The following is a 25654-nucleotide window of genomic DNA, read 5'->3' on the forward strand; positions in this document are numbered from 1 at the left end:
GCGGTCGGCCGGGTCAGTCAGAACCGGTCACGAGTTCCCAGTCGGCGGGCAACCCTTGCGTCTTGACCTGCTGTCCCTCGGCCTCGATGTGCACCGTCAGGTTGCCGAGTCGCAGATCGGTGAGTACGACGCGTCCCCAGGCGGCAGGCAATTGGGCCGCCACGGACAAACGTCGGTGTGGCACGTCGGGGTCCAGACCCAAAAACGATCGCAGCAACAGCAGCGGCGCGGCGCTCGCCCAGGCTTGCGGGGAACACGACGTGGGATAGGGCACCGGGGTGCGGAACTGGGAGCGGGGGAAGCCGCAGAACAACTCGGGTAATCGCCCGCCGAACGCCTCCGCCGCGTCGAGCAGGCCGGTGGTCAGCCGTTCGGCGAGTGCGACGGCGCCGGGCAAATGGCGGTACCGCAGCAGTCCGGCCACCGCGATTGCGGTGTCGTGCGGCCACACCGAGCCGTTGTGGTAACTCATCGGGTTGTAGGCGCCCATCGTCGTCGCCAACGTGCGCAAACCGAACCCGGAGTCCATCTCGAGGCCCGAGAGCCGTTCGATGAGCACCGCGGCATGCTCGTCCGACGCAATCCCCGTCCACAGGCAATGGCCGACATTGCTGGTCAGTGCATCAACCGGGCGTTTTCGGCCGTCCAGGGCGAACGCGTACCAGCCCTGTTCGGGCAGCCAGAAGGCGTTGTGAAACTCCCTGCGCAAGGTTTGCGCGCGCTCGCGCAACAGCGCCGCCGCGGCCGCGTCGCCGAACGCGTCGGCGAGCTCGGCCCGCCCGAGCAACGCGGCATAGAGGTAGCCCTGGGCTTCACACAGCGCGATCGGCGGGTCGGCCGCACGCCCGGCGGCGTCCGCGAGGGCGTTGAAGCTGTCCTTCCACCCCTGGTTGATCAGGCCACGGTCGGTGGCGCGCTGATATTCGATGAAGCCGTCGCCGTCACGGTCGCCGTAGCGTTCCGCCCAGGCCAGTGCCGCGTCGGCCGCGGGCAACAGCGATCGCACGGCTGATTCGTCGGCGCCCCATCGCCAGCTTTCCGCCAGCAGCATCACGAACAAGGGCGTGACGTCGATCGACCCGTAATAAATGCTGCCGCCCAGGACATCGTCACTGGCAGGGCCGCGGCGGATCTCGTGCATGATCCGGCCCGGTTCTTCCTCGGTGATCGGGTCGACGCGCCGGCCCTGCAAGTCGGCGAGTCGCTGCAGCGTGCCTATCGATAACCCGACCTCCAAGGGCAGGGCCATCCATGCGGTCAGAATGCTGTCGCGGCCGAACAGCGTCATGAACCACGGGGCCCCCGCGGCGACGAACGAGCGGCCACGGCCGGTTTCGTCGTGCATGAGCAACGCGCCCAGGTCGCTTTCGGTCTGGCGCAAAACCTGCGTCAGCAGCGGGTAGTCGGTGACGACGGTGGTCGCCGTGCTCCGCCACGCCTTGATCTTGCGGGCCGGAGCACTGGAATGCACGTCCTCGCCGCGCGTGAACCGCGTAGTGATCTTCTGGTTGGCCCACGTCGGCTGCACCACAATCTCGGTCTGCCAGCGCCCCCGCGGCGGCACCACCACCCGCCAGTTCAGCGAACCGGGCAGCACGATGGGGTCACCGGTCGCCGCGACCGTCAGGCCTCGCACCTGATCACCCGGCTCACGCAAGACGAGCTCGCCGTCGACGACGGCCATGTCGGCACCGGGCACCGCGACACGCCCCGCCTTGACCTCGAATAGATCGGCGAAGTCGGCGTCGGCATGCAGCTCCAGCGACACCACAGTGCTCTCGTCGTCGAGGTTGTGCAGCGAAATGGTTTCGCGGAGCCCGTCGGCGATCAACCGCTCGCGAACCACGAGCAACGTGCTGTCGGCTCGTCCGGCGCGCGGTGCCCGACGCAGAATGAATTGGGCCGCAAAGGCTTCCGTCGGCTCCACGGACAACGACTCGGGGGCCTGGCCGTCGACCCGCAGTTCCCAACGTGACAGCACCCGCGCGTCACGGAAGAACAGTCCGTGTGACGTGCCGAGCAGCACGTCGCCACGCCGGTCGGAGAGGCAGAATGTCGCCCCTTCGACCAGTGTCACGTTCTCGGCGCCCGAGCCGATCTGGGCGGGGGCACCGGTGTTGAACCCGCCCGAAGCAGTCATGCAGTGGCCTTGTCACTCAGTTCCCGGACCAGCGAGCGCTGCGCCGTCGGTTCCACCATTCCTGATGTTCCGGACTGAATCACGTGCTGCCGCTTGACCTTTCGATAGATCCGCTCGTAGCCGCTACCCAGTCGCACGACGTCGAAGTTGGTTGCGACATGGTGGCGGCAGGCCTGCGGATCGATGGTGGACGCCTGTTCGATCGCGGCCGGCAGGTCGGCGGGATCGTCGCGGACGAAGCCCGTCACACCGTCGACAACCACCTCTGGCACCGCGCCACCGCGCAGCGCGACAACCGGGGTACCGCACGCCATCGCTTCGATCATCACGATCCCGAACGGTTCCTCCCACTGCACCGGGAACAGCAGGCACCGCGCTTCGGCCAACAGCTTGCGCTTGCTGACCGCGTCGGCCTCGCCGAACAGATGGTCGGTGTCAGTGAGCAGCGGTCGCACACATTCCTCGAAGTACTCCTTCTCCGCGGGCTCGCTGCACTTGCCGGCGAGGACGAGCGGAATACCCGCCTCGTGCGCGGCCTGCACGGCCAGATGCGCGCCCTTGTACGGCGCGAACCGCCCCAGGAACAAGGCGTAGTCACCCTTGTCCGGCTGATACGGCCAATCGTTGATCCGCAACGCATTGTGTACGCGCCCAACCCAATTCAGGTCGGGTGCCAGTTCGCGCTGACGATCACTGATGGCCACCAGACCCACGTCCGGGCCGAGTTCGCGGTAGTACGGGTACAGGTCGTCATCGACGGGCCCGTGCACGGTCGCCACCACCGGCAGCCCCATGGCCTGATAGGCCGGTGCGTTCAACGGGCCGGCAAAGGTGTGGTCGTGCACGACATCGACACCTTGGTCCGCCGCGATTCGGGCGATCGCGCTGCGCACCTTCAACGCGTGCATCACCTCGGGGTAGGGCTCCCCCAACCGCTCCGGCATCGTGCGGCTCCACAACGGCACGAACTGCGCCGCGGTCCGCCCCTTTCCGGCACCGATCACGGTGACGTGGTGGCCGCGCGCGACGAGGGTGTCGGCGAGGTCGGCGACGACGGCCTCGACACCGCCGTAGCCGGTCGGCGGGATGTCGAAATACGGCGGTGCGACCATCACGATCCGCAGTGGACGAGCGGACTCCGCACCATCAGACCAAAACACGAAATCAGCACCGCGCATGGACATTTCCCTCCCTCCGCTTCACCACACGCGTTAGCACTCTCCCTCTATGAGTGCCAATTATGGTCAGAAGGGCGCAGTTCGCAAGTCCCCACCGGTGGGGCCGCCCTCCCCATACAGGGACCTCTCCGTCTTCGGCGGCTGATGAACGAGTGGGGCCTCCACCCGACGCCGAATGTGTGGCGCGTGCACTCGGAATCGCCTTCGGCGGGCAACCTGCCCCACCTTCGGCGAACTCGGTGCGAGCGCCCTTCGATGCAGGTCACCCGATAGGGATTATTGAAAACATCTGCGGTGCAATTTATTTGAGTGTTCGGCGACGACTTGGAGCAAAATTGCTGGATACGGCTAGCCCACGCGATACTCTTGCCACTTTGGCGGCCCGATGATGAGCGGGGGCAGACATGTCGAATGTGATTGCAATACCTGGTCTGATGGCCACGGCGGCAGCGGATTTGGCAAATATCGGTTCGACCCTGAGTGCAGCGCATGCGGCCGCCGCCCCCTCGACGAGCACACTGCCACCCGCGGCCGCTGATGAGATCTCGGCAAACATCGCTCAACTGTTCTCGGCGCACGCCCAGGACTACCAGGACCTGGCCGGGCGAGCGGCCACATTTCACCAGCAGTTTGTCGATAGATTGACCGCCGGCGCGGCCGCGTATGGCAGCGCCGAGTCGGCTAACACCGCCGCGTTGCAACCCGCTCTTGAGATTGCCAGCACGATTCCCACCGCCGCCGCCATCCAGATCCCAGCGCTGAACAGCTTCGTTGCCGCGCTGAATCTACTGCTCACCATCCTGCAGAATCCGTTCGGCTTTTTTATTGGGCCGATCATCGCTGCAGCGGTCGAAATCGTCATTTCGCTCGTTCTCCGGACCCTCATTGCCGCGATCGGCGGGATCACCTTCACCGTGCCGACTGCTTGAGCAGACATAGGTGGCGGCGATAAGCCGCTACCCCGAATCGGTCGTTGACGGCCGCTGACACTTATCCAATTCACAGCTTCCGCGACGCGCGCCGCAGATACTATTTGCGCAGCGTGAGCGTAATTTGCTGATCAACCACTCCACATGGTTTCGATCCATAGGAGTCGTCCATGAGCGTGCTTGGACATGCGGAGTTGTCCGCCGCCCCGCTGATCCTCTATACATAAGTTGCGCATGCGCAATTAACTTGGCGAAAGGCTGGTAGATGAGGTTCAACAGGCTCGCCGCGACCGCTGCACTACTATCCAGCCTTTTGCTCAGCGCGAGCGCCGGGGCACAACCATCAGCCAGAGCCGAGGTCCCGGTCATGGAAGGTGTCTATACCTACCTGGACGAGGACGGGGACACCTCGACATGGACCATCCGGACGGTGTGCTCCCCTCAGTGCGTCGCCCATGTGACAACGACGCCGGGCCATGGTTTCGCCGCTCCCCTGGTCAACGGTCGGCACACCGTGACAAGGACGGTCCCGGACGGCATCACATGTCCCGCCTACATGCTTGGCGACAACGGTTCGTTGTGGGATGGCGGCGTGTATCCGGTCACCGTCCACCAGTGGTGGGATCCGGCCTCGCTTCGCGGCGAAGCCGACTTTTTGAGCAGCTCAGCGTGGTGCGGCATTCCCGACCCGCATGACACATTCACCCTCACGCGCATCGGCTGACGACTGAGGTGCCGGCGCGGCGCCGCCGCGGACCGAGGGCCTCAAGATCTCTACAAGGATTCCGCAAGCGCTGCCGTGGAAGCTTCTCTCTAACAGGCCGGCATGTCGGCCTTCCCGGGGGAAGAAAGGGACCGACCACCATGGGCACCACGACACGCCGCCACCTGCGGCCAGTACGCGACATCAGCGCACCCACACTGCACCACATCACCATCCACGGCCACCGCCGCGCCTTCCGCATCGCCGGATCCGGCCCGGTGATCGTGCTACTGCACGGCGTCGGCGACAACTCCACCACCTGGCAACCCATCCACACCAAACTCGCCCAACGCTTCACCGTCATCGCCCCTGACCTGCTCGGCCACGGCGAATCCGACAAGCCCCGCGCCGACTACTCCCTGGCCGCCTTCGCCAACGGACTACGCGACCTACTCACCGCCCTCGAGATCGCCCGCGTCACCCTGATCGGGCACTCCCTGGGCGGTGGCATCGCCGCACAGTTCACCTACCAATACCCCGAAATGGTCGAACGCGTCGTGCTCGTCAGCGCCGGCGGCGTCAGCACCGACGTCAGCACCGCGCTACGCCTGGCCGCCCTGCCCGGCCCCGCCGAAGCCCTCACCGCCCTGCAACTGCCCGGCGCCCTGCCCGCCGTCGAACTGATCGGCCGCACCGTCGGAAAACTCTTGGGCGCCAACAAATTCACCCGCGACCTACCCAGCCTGCCCCGCCTGGCCCGCGGCCTGGCCAAACCCGGCGCCGTCGACGCCTTCGCCCGCACCCTGCGCTCGGTGGTCGACACCCGCGGCCAATACATCACCATGCTCGACCGCACCTACCTCACCCAAGACCTGCCCATCCAGATCATCTGGGGCAACGACGACATGATCATTCCCGTCAAGCACGCCCACCTCGCCCACCAGCACATCCCGGGCTCCCGGCTGGAAATCTTCGAAGACTCCGGACACATGCCCCACGCCGACCACCCCGACCGTTTCGTGCGCATCGTCGAACAATTCATCGACAGCACCGAACCCTTCACCTACGACCCCGACCTCCACCGCCTCGCGCTGCAAACCGGCGTCCGCCAGGTCCCGGACTACGAGCGGGATGGCAACGAGTCCGACCTCGCTTAGTAACGTTTATGTAATAGAAGTCCGTAAACGGGGCATTATGGCTTAATGGCCGTGCCCCAACGCACCGACTTGGCGCCGCATACCCCGAAGCGGTGGTCGCTGTCGCTCACCCTGCGATGGGTCGCCACTGTCGGCGCCGCGGTGGGCGCGGTGCTGTACTCCAACTGGTTGCTCGAATGTGTTTTCACCCGCACGTTGCTGCCCGATCCGGACTTGTACATCAGTGAATTCGCCGCCGCCGACCAGCCGTACGGGGAGTGGTTTCGGGCCTGCGATCTGGGCGCGGCGATCGTCCTGCTCATCGCGACGACGGCGGCCCTCATCGGCGTCGGAGGCACGCCGTGGACCAGACGGGGATGGATGGCGCTCGGCGCTTTCGCCGTGGCCACAGCCCTGGACAGCACCGTGTGGAGGCTGGTGTGCGCGCCAAGTTCGGATGCCGCGTGCGCAGCCCGCGAAGCCTCGAACACAGTGCCGATAGGCCATCAACTGCACTGGCTCAGCAGTGGGGTCGTGCTGGTCGGCGCCATCGCATCGTTGCTGGCCTTCGCCGTGGCCGACCGCCGCGAATTCGCGCCGGCAGGGGTGCGCAAACTCGGTCTGTCCATGTTGGGAGCCCTGGTGGGCACTGCGATAGCGACCGGCATCGCGATCCTCATCGAAAACGCTCACGTGATTGGGATGGTGGGGGTCGCGCAGCGCGCCGAGTTGGCCGCGTTCGCCGGCTGGCTGATCTACGTCGCGATCCGCACGGCTCGGATAAGGATCGACTCCGGCCCATGATCGAACGCGTCGATGTCGAAGTCGACGGCTACCGCGAGCAGATCCGCATCGACGGGAACAGCGGCCCGGTCGTGCTGTTGTGCAGCGGCCTCGGCGGTCGCGCGCTGCACTGGAGCGACACGGTCGCACACCTTGCGGATGACCACAGGGTCGTGCGATTCGACCGCCCGGGCACTCCCGTGACGCCAGCGCCGGCCAGAAATCGCCGCTGCACGGTCCGAGGCGAGGCAGACCGCATTGCCGCCGTTCTGGACGCGGTGCCGCGGTCGGAAGGTGCAGTGCTGGTGGGACATTCCGTCGGCGGCTTCTTCGCCGAGGCGTTCGCCCGTTTGTACCCCGGGCGAACCGGCGCGCTGTTACTCCTGGATTCCAGCGTCGCCAACCCCCGGCGGCTCACGTTGCCGAGCCCGGTGAAGCTGGCCGCCGCCGACGGCACCGCGACGTTGCTGAGCAAACTGCGCCTGGACCGCCCCCTGGCGCACGCCGGCCTCACCCTGGTGCAACGGCGGCGTCCCGGCGGTCTCGATGCCCGGATGAGGTCGGAAATACGAAACGCGGCAACCGAACCCGGATTCCTACTGGCATTGCTCACCGAGGAAGTCGCCTATCCCGACCTGGCCGCCGAGCTGTGCGGGCTGCGAGCCCGCCACCCGCTGCCCCCGATACGACGCATGGTGGCGACGGCCCACACCGGCTTGCGCACCCACTTCTGGCGCAATCAGCAGATTCGACTGGCTAAAACCCTTGAAGCAGAACACGTTACGATTTCTCCCGCCGGACATCTGGTGATGATCGAACACCCCCGGCGCACGGCCGACCTCATCCGCGTTCTAACCCAGGATTGAAAGCCAGTTGTCCATTCGTTCGGCGACTTGCCGCCATCCGGGTTCCAACATCATGTCGTGGCCCATGCCTGGAAAGATCGTCATCTCCGCGCCGTAAGTCGATGCAGTGCGCTGGATTTGGCTTTGCGCAACGATCTTGTCGTGCTCGGCGCCCAGCACCAGCGTCGGGATCTGGTGGACCCGGTGCGTCTTGACCAGATCGAGGACGAGCATGTCGAGAAAGCCCAGATAACCCTCGTCCTGCAATCGTTGCTGATAAGAGTTGACCTGCGCATCCGGCACCGCATCGGAAAACAGTAGGGCTCGAGCAATTTTCGGGTTCGCAACCAGCGGAGCCAGTCTCAGCCTGGCGTTCACCTGCGCGAACTCAACCGGATGGTGGGTTGCTATGTAACTGGTAACCCGAAGTACGCCGTTGGGCGGAATGGGCGCGAGAAGGATGGCGCCGGGGGCGCCGTCGCGTTCCAGATAGTGCTGAACGACGAAGCCCCCCATCGAATGTCCCACCAGGATCGGCTTTTTCGGGAGTTGCGCAGCCACCTCGGCGACGTCGTCGACGTAGTCGCCAATGCGGTTCCAGCGCAGACGTTCACGACCAGAGCTTCCCCCGTGGCCGCGCAGACTCAGGGCCACCGCGCGGTATCCGCGGGCCGCGAAGAAGTCGAGAAAGTGCTCATCCCAGCACCAAGCGGCGTGCCAGGCCCCATGAACAAACAGCAATGGCAGCGGGTGCTCATCGGTGCTCCGGCCTTTGTCAATCACTTCGAGCATGTGGTCAAACCCTCGATTCACTACGGCATTGGCCGCCGCCATCCTCTCAGTTGACCAGCGGTTATGACGGCGGGAGCGCCATCACAGCGGCATATCAATTCCGACAAGGATCCATTGAGAATCCCTCAAGAGCCGGGGCCGATTCTTTGGACAACGCAATCCCGCGTCAACCACCACCACATCAGTACACGGAGACCAAAATGTTCAACCGCCGTTTCGCTGCTTCCCTGGCAGGCACCACCTTGACCGCCGCCACGCTCGGCTTGGCCGCACTCGGCTTCGCCGGAAGTGCCGGCGCAACTACCACCACGGATGACGCCTTCCTCGCCGAGATCCAGGCGGACGGAATCACGCCGCCGAGCGCGGCGCGCGCCATCAGCGAAGCCCACGCCGTCTGCAAGGCCCTCGACGCGGGCCAGTCCCCCTCGGAGGTTTACGCCGGAGTCGCCGAGCGGACCGGCTTGAGCGCCAAGGGATCCAAGACATTCGCCGTCGACGCCGCCAAGGCTTACTGCCCGCAGTACGTCACCTCCACCTAGGACCAACCACCCACGATGCGGGACCCGAAATGGGTCCCGCATTTGCTTGTGCGGGGTCGACGCGCGCGGGCCTAGGCGACGCAAGAAATACGCAAGGATCCGCCAAGGATCCATCAAGGGCCGTGCGTGATCGTGAATTCAGCAAACATGGATTAGGAAGGCAAGTACCGTGAGGCTGTTTTGCTTTCACCACGCCGGCGGCGGCGGGTTGGTGTTCAAGTCTTGGAGCAAGGTGCTGGCGCCGGACGTCGAGGTCGTTCCGGTTGAAATCGCCAACCGGGAGCGGTTTGCCACGCTGCGGGAGCTGGTTGCCGAGGTGAACGAACAACTTGGCCCGCTGCTCGACGAGCCGCACATGTTCTTCGGTCACAGCTTCGGCGCCCTGTTGGCGTACCGCCTGGCGTGCGCGCGGGCCGAAGCCGGCGCCGTCCTGCCCCGCGCGGTGTTCCTGTCCGCCTACTCGCCACCGCACCTGCCGCCTCCGCTGCACATGGTGGACGAACTCGACGACAGCCAGCTCGCGACCTTCCTGTCCCACATCGGCGGGATGCCTTCGGGTTTGACGCGTTGGCCGACCCTGCAGGAACGGGCTCTGATGACCGCTCGCCACGACTTCCGGCTTTGCATGACCGACGAGGAAGAGTTCGCCCCCGAACTGCCGTGCCCTATTCATGTCTTCGGCGGTGATGAGGACCCGCTCGTCAGCGAGGCCGACTTGCGCGAATGGCGTGGGCGGACCTCTGCGGACTTCTCGGTGCAGATCCTCCGCGGCGGCCACTTTTACCTGCGGGACCGCCAGCCGTTGCTGCAGACCCTGCAGCCATTGCTGTCGACGGTCGCGGCCGCCTGAAGCGGTTCGGCAATCGGACAAGTATCCAATTGCTGAAGAAAAATTAACGAAACCGTTCACCGGATGTTTAATGCGGTCAACTCGGGCCGACCTCCCCTTCTACGGATGTCGAATAGTCCGAGGGGAGTTGACCGATGTCATTTGTCATCACTGCACCGGAATGGATCCGGTCTGCGGCTCAGGATCTGGCAAGCATTCGCTCGGCCTTGACCGAGGCATCCGCTGCCGCCGCATATTCGACCGCAACGATCACGCCGGCCGCGGCCGACGAAGTGTCGTCGGCGATCGCCGCGCTGTTCGGCAACTTCGGCCGCGAGTATCAACGCGTGAACACCCTGGCCCAGGCGTTTCACGGGGAGTTCGTCAACGTGCTGAAGTCAAGTGCGGGAGCCTATCTCGGCACTGAACTCGCCAACGCGCGCGCCGCCGTCGCGCTTCCCGCGAACCCGATATCCGGATTGCCGGAGTTCCCGGGGTTTCCGGGCCTCCCGACGGTGCCGGGGTTCGGCTTCAGCTCGAGCGGTACCGGGTGGAGTGCCTTTACCGGTCCCTATGAACAACTCGTCATCAACACCACCGCGAACCTCCAAAGCCTCGGCAACGGCTGGACGTCAAACCCTGTGCCGTTCCTGCGCCAGGTCATCGCCAACCACACGGGCTACGGTGAGATCGTCTCCACCGCATTCGGTAATGCGATGCAGGAGATGGGCACTGGGGGCGCCGGGCCGCAAGCCGCCTTGACCCATCTGCTTCCTATCGGCACCATCCCGGGTTACCTGGGGCAAAACGCTGCGAACCTGGTCAAGACAATCTTCGACTTCTCCTACTCGGTCGGCGTCGACACTGCGACACCCGCCGTCGGACCGGCATTCTTCGGGTTCCCCGTGGCGCTGGGGCTCAGCCTCATCGGGTCGCCGGTCACCACAATCAGCGCAATTGGTGCCAGCGCAGCGGCATTCTCGGCGGCGGTGCAAACGGGCGACTTCATTGGGGCCGCGGCGGCACTCTTCACAGCGCCGGCCGTTGTCGCCAACGGATTCTTGAACGGCCAGGTGATGCTGGGCATGAGCCTGCCACCGCTGTCCTTGCCTCTTGGTCAGGCACCGATGGCACTCGCCATTCCGCTCGGCGGACTCCTCACGCCGATGTCGACGACGAGCGTCATTATCGGGCCGGCCGACGGCCTCCTAGTCGAGCCTCAGCTGACGATTCCGCTCGGCGGGACGGGCATTGGCGGAATCCTCCCCGCGCTGCTGAATTGGGCTCCGCAACAACTCGCTCAGGCGATCGGCGCGCCGATACCTCCGCAACCGCCGGTAGCCATTCCGACCGTTCAAATGTGACCAGTCGGGGGCGCCGGGCCCGGCGTCAGGACGGCATGGCCGCGACCGGCATCTCGACGCTGCCACGGCACGGCCCACTGGCAATGTCGGTGTGCCAGATCCCGCGCAACGTCCCGTCGGATTGCGGTGTGTAGAAAGCCCATGACCGTGCGGGCGCCCAGACTTTCGGGACGCCCTCCCCCATGTAGCAATCCCATTGGAAGTCGAAGCGCTCGACCCACCTGGTCCCATCCCAGGTGTAATGCGACGGTTGGGGCAGCGTCGGATTCTTGGGTTTCGGTCCGTTGGTGGCCGTCGCAACACACGCCGAGGCCGAACACGTCGTCTGAAAAACGTAGTCGGCGCTGAAGCTCGGTTCCGCCTGACTGGCGGCAACGCTGGTGCCGGTCTTTTCGACGGCGTAGCGCACCAGCGAGTACTTGACATTCCACACCGGTGCCGTTGCATGCGCCGGCGCGGCAGCGGCGAGCATCACGACCACCAAGGTGCCGAGCAGCGCAGCTACACAAGAGGATCGCACCAACTACATCTTGCTGAGCGCATGACGCAACCGGGTATCAGTCCAGTTGAAATTTGGCGGCACCCAGCGGTTCGGATGTCCCGAATGCGAATACGGTCGACACCGTCAGGCGGTAGAGGTACCACGGCGGTGGGCCCGCCGACGGGGCGCTGTAGCCCGCCGTCAGCGCATGGCCCTCGACCCGAGCGGGCCAGCCGTCAGCAGCGAGAGCTTCAGCTGCAGTGCGCAATTCATCGGAGTCGGTAACGCGATCGGCTTGACCTTCGAGAACGAGGTCGAAAGGCTCGGTCGCGACACTGATCACGCAACGGGCATCGCGAGTCAGGTTGCGGGACTTCCGCGTTGCCGGGCCCGATGTGAAGTACCAACGACTTCCGGACACGATCACCCCGACGGGCACCACATGAGGGCGGCCGTCTGGGTTGATCGTGCTCAGCCACATGGTGTGACGCTGCGGTCCCCCAGTTCCCGGCGCTTGCGGCAGCTGACTCGCCAGCACCGATTCGACACGGGTCCATTCAATGGTCGGCGCCCCGTACCCGTCGAGATTGCACTCTGTGATGGTCATACACCTACAGACCGAGGGCGGCGTCAGATTTCATCGGCCGCGCAGCAGAAACAGGCCGTAGGCCGCGATGGACTGCGAATCGACGATCACCCCCGAGCGCATCATCTGCTCGACCTCGTCGCGGGCAAACCACTCGCTGCGCATGTCCTGTTCTTCATGCTCGCGTGCGGCCTCGCCCTCCGAGATCCCGGTAGCCAGGAACACCCACCCGCGCTGGCTGGTCATCCCGGGTGCAATGTCCACCTGACCCAATGCCTCCATGGACGCCGCGAGCAACCCCGTTTCCTCGCGCAGCTCACGCCGGGCCAGTTCGGCCGGTTCGAGCTCGGCCAGGCCGGGTGCGGTCCCCTGTGGGAACTCCCAGCGCCGCGCGCCCACGGGATACCGGAACTGTTCCACCAGCCGGAAGCGTCGCCCGTCATACGGGATCACCAGGGCATAGGTGGGCTTGTCCACCACGGCGTAGATGCCACTACTGCCGTCGGGTCGGCGGATGTCGTCCTCGCGGAGCACCATCCACGGATTTCGGTAGATCTCGCGGGACGCTACGGGTTCGATGAAGGGCACCCTCCTAGTGTGGGCTTAGCGTGAGCCGGGCATCACGGCTGCCCGCGCCAGCGCAGCACATCCAACGCGGCGGCGACCATGACGCTGCATTCCGACAGCGGCCTGGGCAGCAGCTCGTCGGCGCGGGCCAGCCGCCGGAACAGGGTATTGCGGTGGGTGAACAGACGCGCCGCCGCGCGGGAAGCGTTGCACTGCTCGTTGACGAAAACCCTTACTGTGTCCTGCAATTCGCTGTCGGCAGATTCGAGGTCACCCAAAGCGTAATGGACGAACTCGGCGGCCCGGTTGGTGTCGGCGGTGATGAGCGCGGTCAGATAAACCTCGCCGAACAGCGCAATGCGCTGCGGTGACTGCAAGCGCGCCATCATCTGCTGGGTGGTGACGGCGTCGAAATGGCTGCGTCGAAATCCGTCGATACCGGCGGCGGTCGGTCCGACGGCCACCCGGACGTCGGGCAGCGCCTCGACCGCCTGCCTCAGCGGACCGATATCTGGCTGGTCACCGGCCTTGTTGCCGGGCACCCAGACCCAACGGGTAGCCGTGCTGGCCAGCACGATCAGCGGCCGCGCGCGGGTGGCATGACCGAACGCCTCGGCGACCTTGTCCAGCCGAGAAAGATCACCGGCCGGGGTGTCGCTCCAGATGACGGCGGCGGTGTGGGTGCCCGTCAGGGCATAGCCGAGGCGGTCCTCGGCCCGCCGCCGGGGTATGGGCGCGCCATCGAGGATGAGTGCGACGGTCTCGCGACGATCGGCGTGGCTGCCACGGGTGAGTTCGTCCCGCTCCGACTCGATCTGGGCGGCGATGGCGGCCAGCGTCGTGTCGACGAACGCACTGATCGAGCGCGAGCACACATCGAGCGCCTCGTGGAGTTCGTTGGGATCGGAGGTCAGCTCGAACGCGATCTCCATCAGTCGCCGCCAGGCCACCCCTTCGCCCACTCGGTAGGCGTCGAGCGTGTAAGCCGTGAGCCCCCTGCGGACGAGCTCGCGTGCGACGTTCATGACTTCGGGCCCGGTGTTCGCCGGCACCGGCGCACCGGGGTCGCGCACGTTGGCCGTTCCCCAGCAGTAGAGGTTGTCCCGGTTGCTTCGGCTCACGGCAGCCGCCAGCTCCGGGTCGGCCGCGATCATCGGGCTGGCCGCAAGCACCGCACGGTCGAACTGCTCGAGCCACTCCCGCTGCGGGCTGACGACGATCTGCGCGATCTGCCGGATCAGCTCTTTACACCGAGGTGATGGCGGTTTCCACGGCATCGGCTCAGGATAGCCCCGGTGGTGCATTATGCACCATTACAGCGTGATTTTGAGTCATTTTGCGCTATCGCGACGGGGCCTGGAAACGGGACCATTTGAGTATCGAATCCAGCATCACCCCAAGGAGCCACCAATGGACCGCACCGCAGGCAATGTCGCCAGTCAGGTCGAGCACGTCGACGTGTTGATCGTCGGCGCCGGGATCTCCGGCATCGGCGCCGCCTACTACCTGCAGAAAGACCACCCGGGTCGGACCTACGCGATCCTCGAGGCGCGCGGCGCCACCGGTGGCACCTGGGACCTGTTCCGCTACCCGGGCATCCGGTCGGACTCCGACCTGCACACCTTCGGCTACGAGTTCAAGCCGTGGCAGGACGACGACGCCATCGCGAGCGCCGACAAGATTCTTGCCTACCTGCGTCAGACCGCTGCCGAGAACGGGATCGACGAGAAGATCCGCTTCCACCACAAGGTGCTGGGTGCGCAGTGGTCCAGCGCCGACGCGCGCTGGACCGTCGACGCAGAGAACGTGCAGACCGGCCATCTCGTGCAGTTCAGCGCCAACTGGATCTTCATGGCCGGCGGCTACTACCGGTACGACCAGGGCTACTCCCCGGAGTTCAAGGGCCGTGACCGCTTCGTCGCCGGCGGAGGGCAGATCGTGCACCCGCAGCACTGGCCCGAGGACCTGGACTACACCGGCAAAAAGGTGGTCATCATCGGCAGCGGGGCGACCGCGGTCACCCTGGTGCCAGCGATGGCCGGCACGGCCGGACACGTGACCATGCTGCAGCGCTCACCGACCTACATCATGCCGGTGCCGGCGAAGGACACATTCGCCAACACCGCCAAGAAGTTGCTCGGCGACAAGCGCGGGTACGCGCTCTCGCGACGGAAGAACATCCTGCGGCAGCGTGTGGTGTACCAGTTCTGCCAGACGTTCCCCGGCGCGGCCAGGAAGGCGATCCGCTACCTCAACGCCAAGCAATTGCCCGCGGGCTATCCGATCGACGAGCACTTCAACCCGACCTACAACCCGTGGGACCAGCGACTGTGCGCCGTTCCCGACGGTGACATGTTCAAAGCCATCCGCGACGGCAGCGCCTCGGTGGTGACCGATCGCATCGCGACGTTCACCGAAACTGGCATCGAGCTGGAGTCGGGCAAACACCTGGATGCCGACATCATTGTCACCGCAACGGGTTTGAACCTGCAGTTGCTCGGAGGGATGTCGTTGAGTATCGATGGCGAGCCGGTGGACCTCACCAAGTCGTTCGCCTACAAGGGCATGATGCTCTCCGGTGTACCGAACTTCGCGTTCGCCGTCGGGTACACGAACTCGTCGTGGACGCTCAAGGTCGGGCTGCTGTGCGAACACTTCTGCCGACTGCTGGCCCACATGGACGCCCACGGTTACGACACCGCCCGTCCCGAGGTCGACGATCCGGACATGGAAGCACGTCCGCTGCTGGACTTTTCCGCCGGATACGTTCAGCGCGCGGTACACCTGATGCCCAAGCAGGGCAATGACGCACCGTGGCTGATGTCCTCGAGCTACTACGACGACGTCAAGTTGCTGCGTGGCGCCCCGGTAGTGGATCGCAACCTGCGCTTCAGCACTGCCCGCGCCTCCCGCACGGCCCCGGTGGCGGTGCCGGCATGACCGATCGATTCTGCCCGGTCGGCGCCGGCAGGGAGGTGTGCTACCGGACGGACGGCGATCCGTCCGGTACACCCCTGCTCCTGATCGCCGGCCTGACGCTGGACCTGACCTCGTGGCCTCGGGAGATGATCGACGGCCTTGTCGCCCAAGGGTTTTACCTGATCCGCTTCGACAACCGCGACGTCGGCCGCACCACCCCGGCCACCACCCCGCCACCGAGCCTGTGGCGCCGGGCGCTACAGCGTCCCCGCCAAGACGGTTACGACCTGGCCGACATGGCCGGCGACGGCGTCGCCGTGCTTAACCACCTCGGAGTCCAGCGGACCCACGTGGCCGGAATGTCGATGGGAGGCATGATCGCCCAGACGCTCGCGGCCCGATACCCGACCCGGACCTTGTCACTGACGTCGATCTTCTCCACCACCGGAAGCCGACGGGTCGGGCAGGCAGCGTTGTCGACGCAACTGCAACTGGCCAATCCGGGCGCACGTACCCGGGCGGAATTCATCCGCAAGCACCTGAGGCTGGTGGAACACCTGGCGGGCAACGGGTTTGCACCCGACAGGGCCGCTGCGGCCGAGTACGCGGCAAGGGCCTGGGATCGCGGTCTGCGTCAGGCGGCCGGAGACGGCGTCGCTCGGCAGATCAACGCCATCTACAAGTCGGGCGACCGCACCGCGGAACTACGCCGAATCACCGCCCCCACGTTAGTGATTCACGGCGATCGCGATCCCATCGTGCATCCCAACGGGGGGCGGGCCACCGCGGCGGCCATCAGCGGCGCCCGACATGTCACCATCGCCGGCATGGGTCACGACTTGGCACCGGGGGTCATCGACCGCGTCGTGAGGTTGATTGCGGAAGTCTCGCGGTGCAGCTCAGAGCCGTGCAGCAACGTCAGCCGCGCGGTGTAGTTGCTCGAGGTCGGAACTGGTTGGGATGAGCTGGATTTCGTCGGTACCGATCGCCTCGAACTTCCGAAATACCTGCAGCAGCTCGTCTTCGCTGCCGGCCCAGCCGGTCATCGGCGCCATGGCGTCGACGTACTCCGCGGGTATCCAGTTCATGTAGCGGCGCAGGTGCCGATGCACCTGCGCGCGCGCATCGTCGGGCGATCCGAACGCGAACCAGAAGGATGTCGTCAACTGGGGTTTGGGCTTGCCCGCCTCGGCCCAGGCCGCGCGCGCCACGTCGAACAGCTCGTTTTGCTTGGCGACGTCGAGATCCAGGGTGGTACCCGCCATGCCGTCGGCCCACGCGGCGGCGCTGCGGACGGTCTTGGGTCCGATGGTGCCCACGAACAGTGGCGGGCCGCCGGCCTGGACCGGCAACGGTCCCACCGGCAGCGTCGAGTCGGTCACCTTTTCTCCGGCCCAGACCCGCTTCAGCACCGCCACCCGTTCGGCCATGCCGCGGATCGTCTGCGTCTTGGGATCGGCGCCGACGGCGTGATAGTCCTCATGTCTGCCTCCGACGCCGACACCGACGGTCAGCCGCCCGCCGCTGAGCATGTCTCCCGTAGCCAGGGCCTTGGCCAGCATGACCGGATCGTGCAGCTGGGGCACGATCACCGTCGTCACCAAACGCACCCGCTGCGTCCAGGCGGCCAACGCCCCGAGCAGCGTCAGGCTGTCGGGGTTTTCGAAGGCGATGCGTTCGCCCCAGCACAGCGAAGAGAACGGGCCCTCATCGATCGCACGGGCCCAGCTGTGCAACACCGTGGCGTCGAGGGCGGGCTCCATCACCGGCATGGTCATACCTATCTGCACAAAGCGATTCTGGCAGCATGGGGTGATGGGTGTAGCGAGCACGTCGATTGCGCATGTCAGGCTCACGGTCACCGACATCGAGCGATCGCGACGGTTCTACGAGAGCGTGTTTGATTGGCCGGTGCTGATCGAGTTTCCCGAGGGCGCCGACGAGGCGACGCGGGAGCAGCTCGGCTTCCTGTTCGGCGGCGTCATTTACGACCTGGGCGGCGCGCTGCTGGGACTTCGGCCGGTGGGCACCGAGCCCTTTGACGAGAACCGCACCGGGCTCGACCACATCGCGTTTCGGCTAGGCAGTAAGGCCGAATTGGACGCTGCCGCTGCGCATCTCGACGCTCTGGGCATTTCGCATGAGCCGGTCAAAGACATTGGGCCGCTGTACATCTTGGAGTTCCGCGACCCCGACAACATCGCGCTGGAGCTGACGGCGTCCAAGTAGAGCGCGCGTAGGGCTCGCCGCGAGCGTGCGCAGAATGACGGCGGATACGGCGTGTCGCTGTACCAACACGCACGCTCGCCGAGTCTACTTCCCCGATCCCGCCGGACATTCGATGGAGATCCTCACCCGCCCCTACGGCTCGGGCGGCTAACCCGTAGTTCCCCCTGGTTTGGTGATGAGTGTGCCGTGACCTGGGGTTTTGTGTTGTCTGCATGACTACTTGTAGCCCAGGCGGTGGGTGAGGCCGAGTAGTTCGAAGGCGTGGTGTTGTAGTGCGGTGGGGGTGGTGAATTTGGTGAACGTGGGCATGTCGTCGGCGGGCTGGATGTGGCTGGCGCAGATGGTGGCTAGGTCGGCGAGCAGGCTGGTGAAGCTGTGCACCGGGGTGTCGTCGGTGGTGCGTTTGCGGGAGGCTTTGGCTAGGGCGGCATCGGAACGTTGAGCGGGGGCAACGGGGTTGGTGCGTTTGGCGGCGGCTGCGGGTTTGTCGTGGTCGCGAAACAGCAGGGGCCAGGGCTTGTTTCATGTGCCAGCTGATGTAGTAGGACAGCATGCGTAGGAACATGTGGGCGCGGACCCGGTCGGCGAGGTGGTGGCGGATGGGTCGCACGTCAAGTTCACTGTTGAGGGTCCGGAAGAAGCGTTCGACGTCTTCGAGTCCCTTGTAGCGCAACACCACATCGTCACGGCCCAGGGCGGATTTGGGCAGGTTGGTACGCAGCACGTAGATGCCGTCGAGGGCGGCTTCGGCGGCGATGGCGTCTTCGTTGCGGGTGAAGGTGAATGAGTTGTCGGTGATGGTGATGTGGAAGTGTTTGGCCATCTTGTAGTGGTTGATCACCTTGCCTACCCGTAGCGCGATATCGTCTTTGCCGCGCAAGGGTCGGCGGGTTCGGGTGGTGGCGTCGGTAATGGCGGTGAGTTGTTTTTCGGTGGCGGCCAACAGGTCTTGGCGTTTTTGGGTGCGCTTTTGAGCTAGAGCGGGGTTGTGGCAGCAGACCAGGCGTTCGCCGGGATAGTCCGGGGAGTTGATCTCAGCGAGGTCGTGTTCGTCGAACAAGCTCAGCTGCAGGGCGTCGGCTTGCACAAGGGCCTTGATCTGCGGGGCGCGCAGCGCGGTGATCCAGTCCAGACCGGCAGGGCGTAGTTCCTCGGTGATGCGCGCGCTGGTGATCATGCCGCGATCGCCGACAAGGGCCACCCGCGACAGTCCGAACCGGTTTTTCAGCTTATTGATTTGGGCGGTCAACGTTTTCGGGTCAGCGGTGTTGCCGTCGAACACGGGGGTGTCAGATCGTCTGTGTAAGTCCTGACGGAAGGATCTCAGGACATGGCGACGGGCAAGGACGAAGATTTGGCGCTAGGTGAGGTGGAGTCCACGGTGGAGATGGCCGAGGCGCTTCGGGCGTCGGGCGTGGTGGACGATTTGCTGGCTCAGGTCGATTCCGGCGAGGTTGCGTTGACCGGTGAGGGTGGTTTGTTGCCAGGGTTGATCAAGCTCGCCTTGGAGCGTGGGCTGGCTGCTGAGCTGACTGATCATCTGGGTTATGAGAAGGGCGACCCGGCGGGGCGTGCGCTGCCCAATGCCCGCAATGGCACCTCACCGAAGACGGTGCAGACCGAGGCCGGCCCGTCCCGTTGGAGGTGCCGCGCGATCGCGACGGCTCGTTCACTCCACGGCTGGTGCCCAAGGGCGCCCGCCGTCTCGGCGGGCTCGATGACATGATCATCTCGCTGTACGCCGGTGGAATGACGTTGCGCGACATTCAATTTCATCTTGCCTCGACGATCGGAACCGATGTTTCGCACGAGACGATCTCCAAGATCGTCGATGAGATCTCCGAGGAGGTCCTGGCCTGGCAGCGTCGGCCGCTGGACCCGATTTACCCGGTGGTCTACCTCGACGCGATCGTGGTCAAGGTCAAAGACGGCGGCCACACCCGCAACAAGGCCGCTCATATCGCCGTAGGCGTCGATATGGCCGGGATCAAGCACGTGCTGGGCATCTGGGTCCAGCAGAACGAAGGAGCGGCGTTTTGGGCCTCAGTGTGTGCCGATCTGGCCAATCGCGGCGTTCGCGACGTGCTGATCGTGTGCTGCGACGGGCTGACCGGCTTTCCCGAGGCGATCGCGGCCACCTGGTCGCAGGCCGCCGTGCAGACCTGTGTGGTGCATCTGCTGCGCAACGCGCTGCGGTTCGTGTCCTACAGCGACCGCAAAGCCGTGGCCGCAGCCCTCAAACCGGTCTACACCGCGGCGGATGCTGAGGCTGCCCGTGCCGAACTCGATGCGTTCACCACGTCGGAGTTAGGCAAGAAAAATCCGACGGTGACCAGGGTTTTCGATCGTTCGTGGGAGCAGTTCACCCCCTTCCTGGCGTTTGCGCCCGAGTTGCGCCGGGTCATTTACACGACGAACGCGATCGAATCGCTGAACTACCAGTTGCGCAAGGTCATCAAGACCCGAGGCCAGTTCCCCAACGATGCCGCCGTGGTCAAACTCCTCTGGCTGGCCATCTGCAACATCGAGGACAAACGCGCCGCCGAACGGGCCAAAAAATACGCCCAGAAACGTTGCCGAACAGCGCCCGGACGTCTCGTGGAAGGACAGGTGGTCACCAACTGGAAGAAGGCACTCGAACAACTCTCGCTGGTCTACCCAGACCGCATCGAGCGGTACCTATAACTCGACGACTAACAAGAAAACCAAACAGGCGACTTACACAGAAAACTTGACACGCTCTCGAACACTTCGATGGCAACCGGTATCCCGGCGGTGGTGGCCAGCAGCCCGTAGACGATCTGCAAACGTCCTTTGACCCCGTCACGGGCGTGTCCGATCTTGCCCAGGGGGCAGGTGCGGCCCTCAAAGGCCGCCGAGGACACGTCGTAGAGCACTAGGGTGCCATCGTTCAGATGCCGGGCGGCCAGCGCGGTTTCGATGGCATCTTTGCGGGCCAGCGCCCAGTCCATCGCCGCGTACAGGTCGTCCTCATCGGCCCCACTGACCCCCAGCACCTCGCCCAGTGAGCTGGTGGCGGTCTGGGTGCGCAAACCGCGTGCGGTGGCCAGCTTGGATTCCGGGGCGATGACCTGGGCTACCAGCATCGCGGTGACCAGGTCGCGCCGCCGCGATGGTGTCGCGTCGATGAGATCTTCGACGCCCAGGGTCCGGCGGTGCCCAGCACTGCGGCCACGTGCCCATGGGGCAGGCTGCGGGAGACCTCAAACGACTCGGCCAGATCCCGCGTGGCCGGCAGGCCTTTGAGGGCACGCTGTAGCTTTTCCACCTTGCGCTCGGGCCAGTGTGACAAGTTGGCCAGGGTGCGTGTTTTGACTTTGCCGTTGTCGCGGTAGGACTCCCGCAACAGCACCGCTGGCGGTGACCCACGGTTGGGAACCCGAGTCACGTACATGATTACTTTATATCAACTTATCCGCGCTATATCTACGATATGCCAAGTTAACACGCCGAGCAATGCCATGATAATACATGACTACATTAGTACGCCCGCATGAACGCCAAACACCTGCTCACGAACAACATCGGGGATTCAGAACCCACTCAGCGGGGGGAACTACGGGCTAACCGCCCGTACTGCGGTGCCGCTTGCTCTCCTGATCGCGATAGTCGTCGGCCATTTTCGCCACATGCGCCGGCAACGCATCGGCGGCGACGTCGGCCAGCGTGGTTTCCTCCAGCACCGAGCGCATGCTGGCCCGCAACGCCCGCCAGACGTCGGTCAACGCCACGGTGGGGCCGGAATAAGGCAGGTCACCGAGTCCGATGTCGCGGACGCTGGCCAGCGGTCCGTCGATGCAGCGCAGCACGTCAGCGATGCTGATTTCGTTTGCTGGACGGGCTAATTCGTAGCCGCCCTCGCGGCCGCGGTGACTGCGCACCAAACGGTCCGTGCGCAAGTTGGTGAGGATGTCGACGAGGAATTGCGGCGGTATTCCTTGCGCCTGCGCAATATCGTCGGTCTTTACCAGCGTGCCGGGCTCGGCGGTGGCGAGCTGAACCATCGCCCGCACTGCATACTCCGCCTTGGCCGACATCCGCATGCCAAGAATTCTGCCAGCTAGCCGGTCACACTCAGCACCGCGTCGGCGTACTCTGGCCGGCACACCACCAGATCGGGCAACAGCGGATCGGGCCGGTTGTATTGCAGCGGAGACCCGTCTAGCCGCGACGTGTGCAGACCGGCAGCGCGCGCCACCGCCACCGGTGCGGCGGAATCCCATTCATATTGACCGCCGGCGTGTACGTAGATGTCGGCCAGTCCTTGGATGACCGCCGACACCTTGGCCCCGGCCGATCCCATCTCGACCAGCGTTCCGCCGAGGCTGTCGCGAACCTGCAGAGCGATTGCCGGCGGCCGAGTACGCGACACCACGATCCGCGGCGGGGCGGGATTCGGGGCCGGTGGGTCGACGTCGGGGGTCGACAACGTAACACCTTGCGCCGGAAGCGCGACGGCGCCCGCGACGAGCTCACCGGATTCCCACAGCGCCACGTGCACGGCCCAGTCCTGCCGCCCGAGTTCGGAGAATTCCCGGGTGCCGTCCAGTGGGTCGACGATCCACACGCGCTCGGACCGCAGGCGCACGGGGTCGTCGGCGCCCTCTTCGGACAGCACGGCATCGTCGGGGCGACGCTTTGCCAGCGCGGCCATCAGGAAGTCATGCGACCGCTTGTCCCCCGCGGCCTTTCGCTCGGCTTCGGTCGCGTCGGCCAACTCGGTGCGCACACCGAGCAACAGCTCCCCGGCCTGCGTCGCCAATTCGGCGGCCAGCTGGTGATCGCTCATGAAAACGATTCAATCAGGTCGAGCACGGCCTGCGCTTGTTCCTCGAGCGTGTGGTCCACAGTGAGCCGCAGGTCGGGGTTCTTCGGGCGCTGATAGGGGCTGTCGATCCCGGTGAAATGGGTGATCTCGCCAGCCCGCGCTTTGGCGTACAGCCCCTTGGGGTCCCGGCGCTCACATTCCTCGATCGGCGTGTCGCAGAACACTTCGAAGAACGGAAATCCCGCGTCCACGTGGACTTTACGGGCCATCTCGCGGTGCTCGGCCAGCGGGCTGATCGCGGGCACCAGCACGATTTGTCCGGAGTCGGCGAGCAGCGTGGCGACATGCGCCAGCCGGCGCAGGTTCTCCGCGCGGTCGGCCATGCTGAAACCGAGATCGGCATTCAAGCCGTGCCGCAAGTTATCACCATCGAGAACATAAGCGGGAATACCCCTTTCGAGCAGCTTCTGCTCGACCAGCATGGCCACCGACGACTTGCCGGCACCCGACAGCCCGGTGAGCCACAGAGTCTTGCCCTTGGTGGCCCGGTCTTCGGCCGTCACCAACGACTTGTGCCGCACCGTGTTGGGGCTGGCGGTGTGTGTCGAGACGTCGCGCAGGATCATGCCCGCGGCCACCGTGCCGTTGGTGTCGGGGTCGATGAGGATGAACGAGCCGGTGGTGGCATTACGGGTGTACTCGTCGAGGAGCAAGGGCGACTGGGTGCGCAGCGAAACCCGGCCCAGCTCATTGAGTTTCAGCGCCGCCGCCGTCTTGTCCCGGTGCAGGGTGTTGACATCGAGGCGATAGTCCAGCGCGGTGATCCGCGCCCGCGTGGTTCGGGTGGTGTGCTTGATGATGTAGTCGCGGCCGGGTTCGAGCGCGGAGTCGTCCGCCATCCAACAGACGGTGGCGTCGAAAGACTGCGCGATTCTGGGCTGATTGTTGGCACGCGCGATCATGTCGCCGCGCGAGATGTCGATGTCGTCGGCCAGGCTGATCGACACGGCCATCGGCGGAAACGCTTCCGCCACAGGACCGGTCGGACCGTCGATGGCCGTGATCCGGGTGGTCTTGCCGACCGGCAGTACCACCACCTCGTCGCCCGGCCGCATCACTCCGCTGGCCACCGTGCCTGCGTAGCTGCGGTGGTCCTGATGATCAAGTGTGTGCGGGCGGATGACGTACTGCACCGGGAACCGCACGTCCACCAGGTTGCGGTCACCGCCGATGTAGACCTCTTCGAGGTGCGACAGCAGCGAAGGCCCTTCGTACCACGGCGTCTGGTCCGATTTGGTGACCACGTTGTCGCCGTGCAGCGCCGAAAGCGGGATGGACGTCACGTCCTGCACGTCGAGGCGCGCCGCAAACGCGTGGAACTCGTCGCGGATCGCCTCGAATTTCTCTTTGTCCCAGTCGATCAGGTCCATCTTGTTGACCGCCAGCACCAGGTGGCGGATGCCCAGGAGAGAGGCCAGGAACGCGTGCCGGCGGGACTGCTCCAGCAAGCCGTGCCGCGCGTCGACCAGGACGATCACCAGCTGAGCGGTCGACGCGCCGGTGACCATGTTGCGCGTGTACTGGATGTGGCCCGGGGTGTCGGCGATGATGAATTTCCGCTTGGGCGTGGCGAAATAGCGGTAGGCGACGTCGATGGTGATGCCTTGTTCCCGCTCGGCCCGCAGCCCGTCGGTGACCAACGCCAGATCGGTGTAGTCGTGACCTCGTTCCTTGGACGTTTTCTCCACGGCGGCCCACTGGTCTTCCATGACCGCTTTGGAGTCATAGAGCAGGCGCCCGATCAACGTGGACTTACCGTCGTCGACGGAGCCGGCGGTGGCCAGACGCAGCAGTGTGGTGGGAGCAGCCATCAGAAATACCCCTGCCGTTTACGGTCTTCCATGCCTGCCTCCGAGATCCGGTCGTCGGCCCTGGTGGCGCCACGCTCGGTCAAGCGGGACACCGCGGTTTCGGCAATGACCTCCGAGACGGTGGCGGCCTCTGACTCCACGCACCCGGTGCAGGTGACGTCACCGACGGTGCGGAACCGCACGGTCGCCTCGAATATTTTTTCGTCGGGTCGAGGCTGCAGGTAGCGGTGTACCGCCAGCAGCATCCCGTCACGCTGAAAGACCTTGCGCCGGTGGGCGAAATAGATCGAGGGCAACTTGACGTTTTCGGCGCCGATGTAGGACCAGATGTCGAATTCGGTCCAATTGGACAGGGGAAAGACGCGGATGTGCTCACCCTTGTGGTGGCGCCCGTTGTACAGACTCCACAGCTCGGGCCGTTGGTTCTTCGGGTCCCACTGGCCGAACTCGTCGCGGAAGCTGAACACCCGTTCCTTCGCGCGCGCCTTTTCCTCGTCGCGGCGGGCTCCCCCGAAGGCGGCGTCGAACTTGTTCTCCCGGATCGCCCGCAGCAGCGTCACGGTCTGCAGCGGATTGCGCGACGGGATGGTCTCGACCACGCGGCCGGCGTCGATGTCGTCCTGCACGGACGCCACCACCAGGCGCACCCCGGATTCGGCAACCAGCTCGTCGCGGGTGGCCAGGACCTCGTCGAAGTTGTGGCCGGTGTCGACATGCATCACCGGGAAGGGCAGCCGCCCCGGACGGAATGCCTTGAGCGCCAAGTGCAGCATGACGATGGAGTCCTTGCCGCCGGAGAACAGCAGGACTGGCCGCTCAAACTCCGCCGCCACCTCCCGGATGATGTGGATGGCCTCCGCCTCCAGTGAGCGCAAATGGCTCAATTCGTACTGGCCGGCCGCGGGGCCGGCGTTCACCGCGCTGGTCATATGGGCCTATCGATTTGTTCGCAAAGTTGGTAGATTTGACCATAT

At 65.1% G+C, this 25654-nt stretch carries 23 protein-coding genes and 4 pseudogenes; 13 read left to right on the forward strand and 14 right to left on the reverse strand.

Annotated features, from left to right (window positions below):
- Positions 1–13 precede the first annotated feature (13 nt).
- Entirely contained in the window at positions 14–2140 is a 2127-nt protein-coding gene (locus G6N68_RS20160; protein WP_163716093.1) for an amylo-alpha-1,6-glucosidase, read from the reverse strand.
- The gene (locus G6N68_RS20165) at positions 2137–3318 is read right to left on the reverse strand and encodes a glycosyltransferase family 4 protein (protein WP_163716096.1); all 1182 of its coding nucleotides are present in this window, start codon (positions 3316–3318) and stop codon (positions 2137–2139) included. The genes G6N68_RS20160 and G6N68_RS20165 overlap by 4 nt, the downstream gene beginning before the upstream one ends.
- Before the next feature lie 404 nt (positions 3319–3722).
- Here G6N68_RS20165 and G6N68_RS20170 point away from each other — a divergent pair, with 404 nt between their 5' ends.
- From G6N68_RS20170 to G6N68_RS20190, 5 genes are all read left to right on the forward strand, one after another.
- On the forward strand, positions 3723–4247 hold the full coding sequence (locus G6N68_RS20170) for a PE family protein (RefSeq protein WP_069418825.1): 525 nt from the start codon (positions 3723–3725) through the stop codon (positions 4245–4247).
- A gap of 367 nt (positions 4248–4614) precedes the next feature.
- The gene (locus G6N68_RS20175; protein WP_069418826.1) at positions 4615–4971 is read left to right on the forward strand and encodes a hypothetical protein; all 357 of its coding nucleotides are present in this window, start codon (positions 4615–4617) and stop codon (positions 4969–4971) included.
- 140 nt (positions 4972–5111) lie between these two features.
- A complete protein-coding gene (locus G6N68_RS20180; RefSeq protein WP_163716099.1) occupies positions 5112–6107 on the forward strand; it encodes an alpha/beta fold hydrolase in 996 nt (331 codons plus the stop codon).
- Positions 6108–6152: 45 nt separating this feature from the next.
- A complete protein-coding gene (locus tag G6N68_RS20185; protein WP_163716102.1) occupies positions 6153–6890 on the forward strand; it encodes a DUF998 domain-containing protein in 738 nt (245 codons plus the stop codon).
- The gene (locus G6N68_RS20190; RefSeq protein WP_163716105.1) at positions 6887–7735 is read left to right on the forward strand and encodes an alpha/beta fold hydrolase; all 849 of its coding nucleotides are present in this window, start codon (positions 6887–6889) and stop codon (positions 7733–7735) included. Before G6N68_RS20185 ends, G6N68_RS20190 begins: the two co-directional genes overlap by 4 nt.
- On the opposite strand, the gene G6N68_RS20195 is transcribed toward G6N68_RS20190, so the two are convergent.
- A complete protein-coding gene (locus G6N68_RS20195; RefSeq protein WP_240355537.1) occupies positions 7721–8548 on the reverse strand; it encodes an alpha/beta hydrolase in 828 nt (275 codons plus the stop codon). The two genes, G6N68_RS20190 and G6N68_RS20195, sit on opposite strands and share 15 nt — an antisense overlap.
- A gap of 158 nt (positions 8549–8706) precedes the next feature.
- Here G6N68_RS20195 and G6N68_RS20200 point away from each other — a divergent pair, with 158 nt between their 5' ends.
- The 3 genes from G6N68_RS20200 (at position 8707) to G6N68_RS20210 (ending at position 11238) form a co-directional block, all read left to right on the forward strand.
- Positions 8707–9045 carry a DUF732 domain-containing protein gene (locus G6N68_RS20200; RefSeq protein ID WP_069418830.1) on the forward strand — a complete coding sequence of 113 codons (339 nt, stop codon included), beginning with the start codon at positions 8707–8709 and terminating at the stop codon, positions 9043–9045.
- Positions 9046–9214: 169 nt separating this feature from the next.
- Complete coding sequence (locus tag G6N68_RS20205; RefSeq protein WP_069418831.1) at positions 9215–9895, forward strand: thioesterase II family protein; 681 nt, start codon at positions 9215–9217, stop codon at positions 9893–9895.
- A gap of 134 nt (positions 9896–10029) precedes the next feature.
- Positions 10030–11238, forward strand: coding sequence for a PE family protein (locus G6N68_RS20210; protein WP_163716109.1), 1209 nt, complete (start codon positions 10030–10032; stop codon positions 11236–11238).
- Positions 11239–11263: 25 nt separating this feature from the next.
- Here G6N68_RS20210 and G6N68_RS20215 read toward each other — a convergent pair whose 3' ends face one another.
- From G6N68_RS20215 to G6N68_RS20230, 4 genes are read right to left on the reverse strand one after another with little or no spacing between them, the layout of a single operon-like run.
- Positions 11264–11761 (reverse strand): Rv2253 family sensor-like surface protein, encoded by a 498-nt coding sequence (locus tag G6N68_RS20215; protein WP_460688046.1) that lies wholly within the window; start codon positions 11759–11761, stop codon positions 11264–11266.
- Between the two features lie 34 nt (positions 11762–11795).
- The gene (locus G6N68_RS20220; protein ID WP_163716112.1) at positions 11796–12326 is read right to left on the reverse strand and encodes a DUF447 domain-containing protein; all 531 of its coding nucleotides are present in this window, start codon (positions 12324–12326) and stop codon (positions 11796–11798) included.
- Positions 12327–12356: 30 nt separating this feature from the next.
- The gene (locus G6N68_RS20225; RefSeq protein WP_163716115.1) at positions 12357–12893 is read right to left on the reverse strand and encodes an NUDIX domain-containing protein; all 537 of its coding nucleotides are present in this window, start codon (positions 12891–12893) and stop codon (positions 12357–12359) included.
- A 32-nt stretch (positions 12894–12925) separates the two neighbouring features.
- Complete coding sequence (locus G6N68_RS20230; RefSeq protein WP_069418867.1) at positions 12926–14149, reverse strand: PucR family transcriptional regulator; 1224 nt, start codon at positions 14147–14149, stop codon at positions 12926–12928.
- 133 nt (positions 14150–14282) lie between these two features.
- Between G6N68_RS20230 and G6N68_RS20235 the strand changes: the two genes are divergently transcribed.
- Both G6N68_RS20235 and G6N68_RS20240 read left to right on the forward strand, forming a co-directional pair.
- Positions 14283–15812 (forward strand): flavin-containing monooxygenase, encoded by a 1530-nt coding sequence (locus tag G6N68_RS20235; protein ID WP_163716118.1) that lies wholly within the window; start codon positions 14283–14285, stop codon positions 15810–15812.
- Positions 15809–16726: an alpha/beta fold hydrolase gene (locus tag G6N68_RS20240; protein ID WP_163716121.1), complete on the forward strand. Its 918-nt coding sequence runs from the start codon at positions 15809–15811 to the stop codon at positions 16724–16726. The genes G6N68_RS20235 and G6N68_RS20240 overlap by 4 nt, the downstream gene beginning before the upstream one ends.
- On the opposite strand, the gene G6N68_RS20245 is transcribed toward G6N68_RS20240, so the two are convergent.
- Positions 16691–17569, reverse strand: a complete 879-nt coding sequence (locus G6N68_RS20245) for an LLM class flavin-dependent oxidoreductase (RefSeq protein WP_163718825.1) — start codon at positions 17567–17569, stop codon at positions 16691–16693. The genes G6N68_RS20240 and G6N68_RS20245 overlap by 36 nt on opposite strands.
- 37 nt (positions 17570–17606) lie before the next feature.
- Between G6N68_RS20245 and G6N68_RS20250 the strand changes: the two genes are divergently transcribed.
- Entirely contained in the window at positions 17607–18020 is a 414-nt protein-coding gene (locus G6N68_RS20250; protein ID WP_163716124.1) for a VOC family protein, read from the forward strand.
- A gap of 64 nt (positions 18021–18084) precedes the next feature.
- Positions 18085–18171: pseudogene (locus G6N68_RS31845) on the forward strand (VOC family protein); the annotation flags it as partial.
- A 65-nt stretch (positions 18172–18236) separates the two neighbouring features.
- Here the strand turns inward: G6N68_RS31845 and G6N68_RS20260 are convergent.
- A pseudogene (locus G6N68_RS20260) lies at positions 18237–19302 on the reverse strand (IS1634 family transposase); the annotation flags it as partial.
- A gap of 48 nt (positions 19303–19350) precedes the next feature.
- Between G6N68_RS20260 and G6N68_RS20265 the strand changes: the two are divergent.
- A pseudogene (locus G6N68_RS20265) lies at positions 19351–20705 on the forward strand (IS256 family transposase).
- Positions 20706–20761: 56 nt separating this feature from the next.
- On the opposite strand, the pseudogene G6N68_RS20270 reads toward G6N68_RS20265, so the two are convergent.
- The 5 genes and pseudogenes from G6N68_RS20270 to cysD all read right to left on the reverse strand — a co-directional run.
- Positions 20762–21435: pseudogene (locus tag G6N68_RS20270) on the reverse strand (IS1634 family transposase); the annotation flags it as partial.
- A 169-nt stretch (positions 21436–21604) separates the two neighbouring features.
- Positions 21605–22084, reverse strand: a complete 480-nt coding sequence (locus tag G6N68_RS20275) for an Rrf2 family transcriptional regulator (RefSeq protein ID WP_069418839.1) — start codon at positions 22082–22084, stop codon at positions 21605–21607.
- Positions 22085–22101: 17 nt separating this feature from the next.
- On the reverse strand, positions 22102–22830 hold the full coding sequence (locus G6N68_RS20280; protein WP_069418840.1) for a 3'(2'),5'-bisphosphate nucleotidase CysQ: 729 nt from the start codon (positions 22828–22830) through the stop codon (positions 22102–22104).
- Positions 22827–24680: an adenylyl-sulfate kinase gene (gene cysC, locus G6N68_RS20285; RefSeq protein WP_163716128.1), complete on the reverse strand. Its 1854-nt coding sequence runs from the start codon at positions 24678–24680 to the stop codon at positions 22827–22829. Before cysC ends, G6N68_RS20280 begins: the two co-directional genes overlap by 4 nt.
- Positions 24680–25609 carry a sulfate adenylyltransferase subunit CysD gene (cysD, locus tag G6N68_RS20290; RefSeq protein ID WP_163716131.1) on the reverse strand — a complete coding sequence of 310 codons (930 nt, stop codon included), beginning with the start codon at positions 25607–25609 and terminating at the stop codon, positions 24680–24682. The genes cysC and cysD overlap by 1 nt, the downstream gene beginning before the upstream one ends.
- Positions 25610–25654: the final 45 nt, after the last annotated feature.

The organism is Mycobacterium bourgelatii (assembly GCF_010723575.1).
Taxonomy (GTDB): domain Bacteria; phylum Actinomycetota; class Actinomycetes; order Mycobacteriales; family Mycobacteriaceae; genus Mycobacterium; species Mycobacterium bourgelatii.

What these genes read in the sequence shown, in the direction of transcription:
- G6N68_RS20230 (WP_069418867.1), bottom strand. Translation starts at nt 14,149, where the DNA reads ATGCCGTGGAAACCGCCATCACCTCGGTGTAAAGAGCTGATCCGGCAG.
- G6N68_RS20275 (WP_069418839.1), bottom strand. Translation starts at nt 22,084, where the DNA reads ATGCGGATGTCGGCCAAGGCGGAGTATGCAGTGCGGGCGATGGTTCAG.
- G6N68_RS20160 (WP_163716093.1), bottom strand. Translation starts at nt 2,140, where the DNA reads ATGACTGCTTCGGGCGGGTTCAACACCGGTGCCCCCGCCCAGATCGGC.
- G6N68_RS20165 (WP_163716096.1), bottom strand. Translation starts at nt 3,318, where the DNA reads ATGCGCGGTGCTGATTTCGTGTTTTGGTCTGATGGTGCGGAGTCCGCT.
- G6N68_RS20200 (WP_069418830.1), top strand. Translation starts at nt 8,707, where the DNA reads ATGTTCAACCGCCGTTTCGCTGCTTCCCTGGCAGGCACCACCTTGACC.
- G6N68_RS20245 (WP_163718825.1), bottom strand. Translation starts at nt 17,569, where the DNA reads ATGACCATGCCGGTGATGGAGCCCGCCCTCGACGCCACGGTGTTGCAC.
- G6N68_RS20280 (WP_069418840.1), bottom strand. Translation starts at nt 22,830, where the DNA reads ATGAGCGATCACCAGCTGGCCGCCGAATTGGCGACGCAGGCCGGGGAG.
- cysC (WP_163716128.1), bottom strand. Translation starts at nt 24,680, where the DNA reads ATGGCTGCTCCCACCACACTGCTGCGTCTGGCCACCGCCGGCTCCGTC.
- G6N68_RS20240 (WP_163716121.1), top strand. Translation starts at nt 15,809, where the DNA reads ATGACCGATCGATTCTGCCCGGTCGGCGCCGGCAGGGAGGTGTGCTAC.
- cysD (WP_163716131.1), bottom strand. Translation starts at nt 25,609, where the DNA reads ATGACCAGCGCGGTGAACGCCGGCCCCGCGGCCGGCCAGTACGAATTG.
- G6N68_RS20195 (WP_240355537.1), bottom strand. Translation starts at nt 8,548, where the DNA reads ATGGCGGCGGCCAATGCCGTAGTGAATCGAGGGTTTGACCACATGCTC.
- G6N68_RS20180 (WP_163716099.1), top strand. Translation starts at nt 5,112, where the DNA reads ATGGGCACCACGACACGCCGCCACCTGCGGCCAGTACGCGACATCAGC.
- G6N68_RS20185 (WP_163716102.1), top strand. Translation starts at nt 6,153, where the DNA reads ATGGCCGTGCCCCAACGCACCGACTTGGCGCCGCATACCCCGAAGCGG.
- G6N68_RS20210 (WP_163716109.1), top strand. Translation starts at nt 10,030, where the DNA reads ATGTCATTTGTCATCACTGCACCGGAATGGATCCGGTCTGCGGCTCAG.
- G6N68_RS20250 (WP_163716124.1), top strand. Translation starts at nt 17,607, where the DNA reads ATGGGTGTAGCGAGCACGTCGATTGCGCATGTCAGGCTCACGGTCACC.
- G6N68_RS20190 (WP_163716105.1), top strand. Translation starts at nt 6,887, where the DNA reads ATGATCGAACGCGTCGATGTCGAAGTCGACGGCTACCGCGAGCAGATC.
- G6N68_RS20220 (WP_163716112.1), bottom strand. Translation starts at nt 12,326, where the DNA reads ATGACCATCACAGAGTGCAATCTCGACGGGTACGGGGCGCCGACCATT.
- G6N68_RS20235 (WP_163716118.1), top strand. Translation starts at nt 14,283, where the DNA reads ATGGACCGCACCGCAGGCAATGTCGCCAGTCAGGTCGAGCACGTCGAC.
- G6N68_RS20175 (WP_069418826.1), top strand. Translation starts at nt 4,615, where the DNA reads ATGGAAGGTGTCTATACCTACCTGGACGAGGACGGGGACACCTCGACA.
- G6N68_RS20170 (WP_069418825.1), top strand. Translation starts at nt 3,723, where the DNA reads ATGTCGAATGTGATTGCAATACCTGGTCTGATGGCCACGGCGGCAGCG.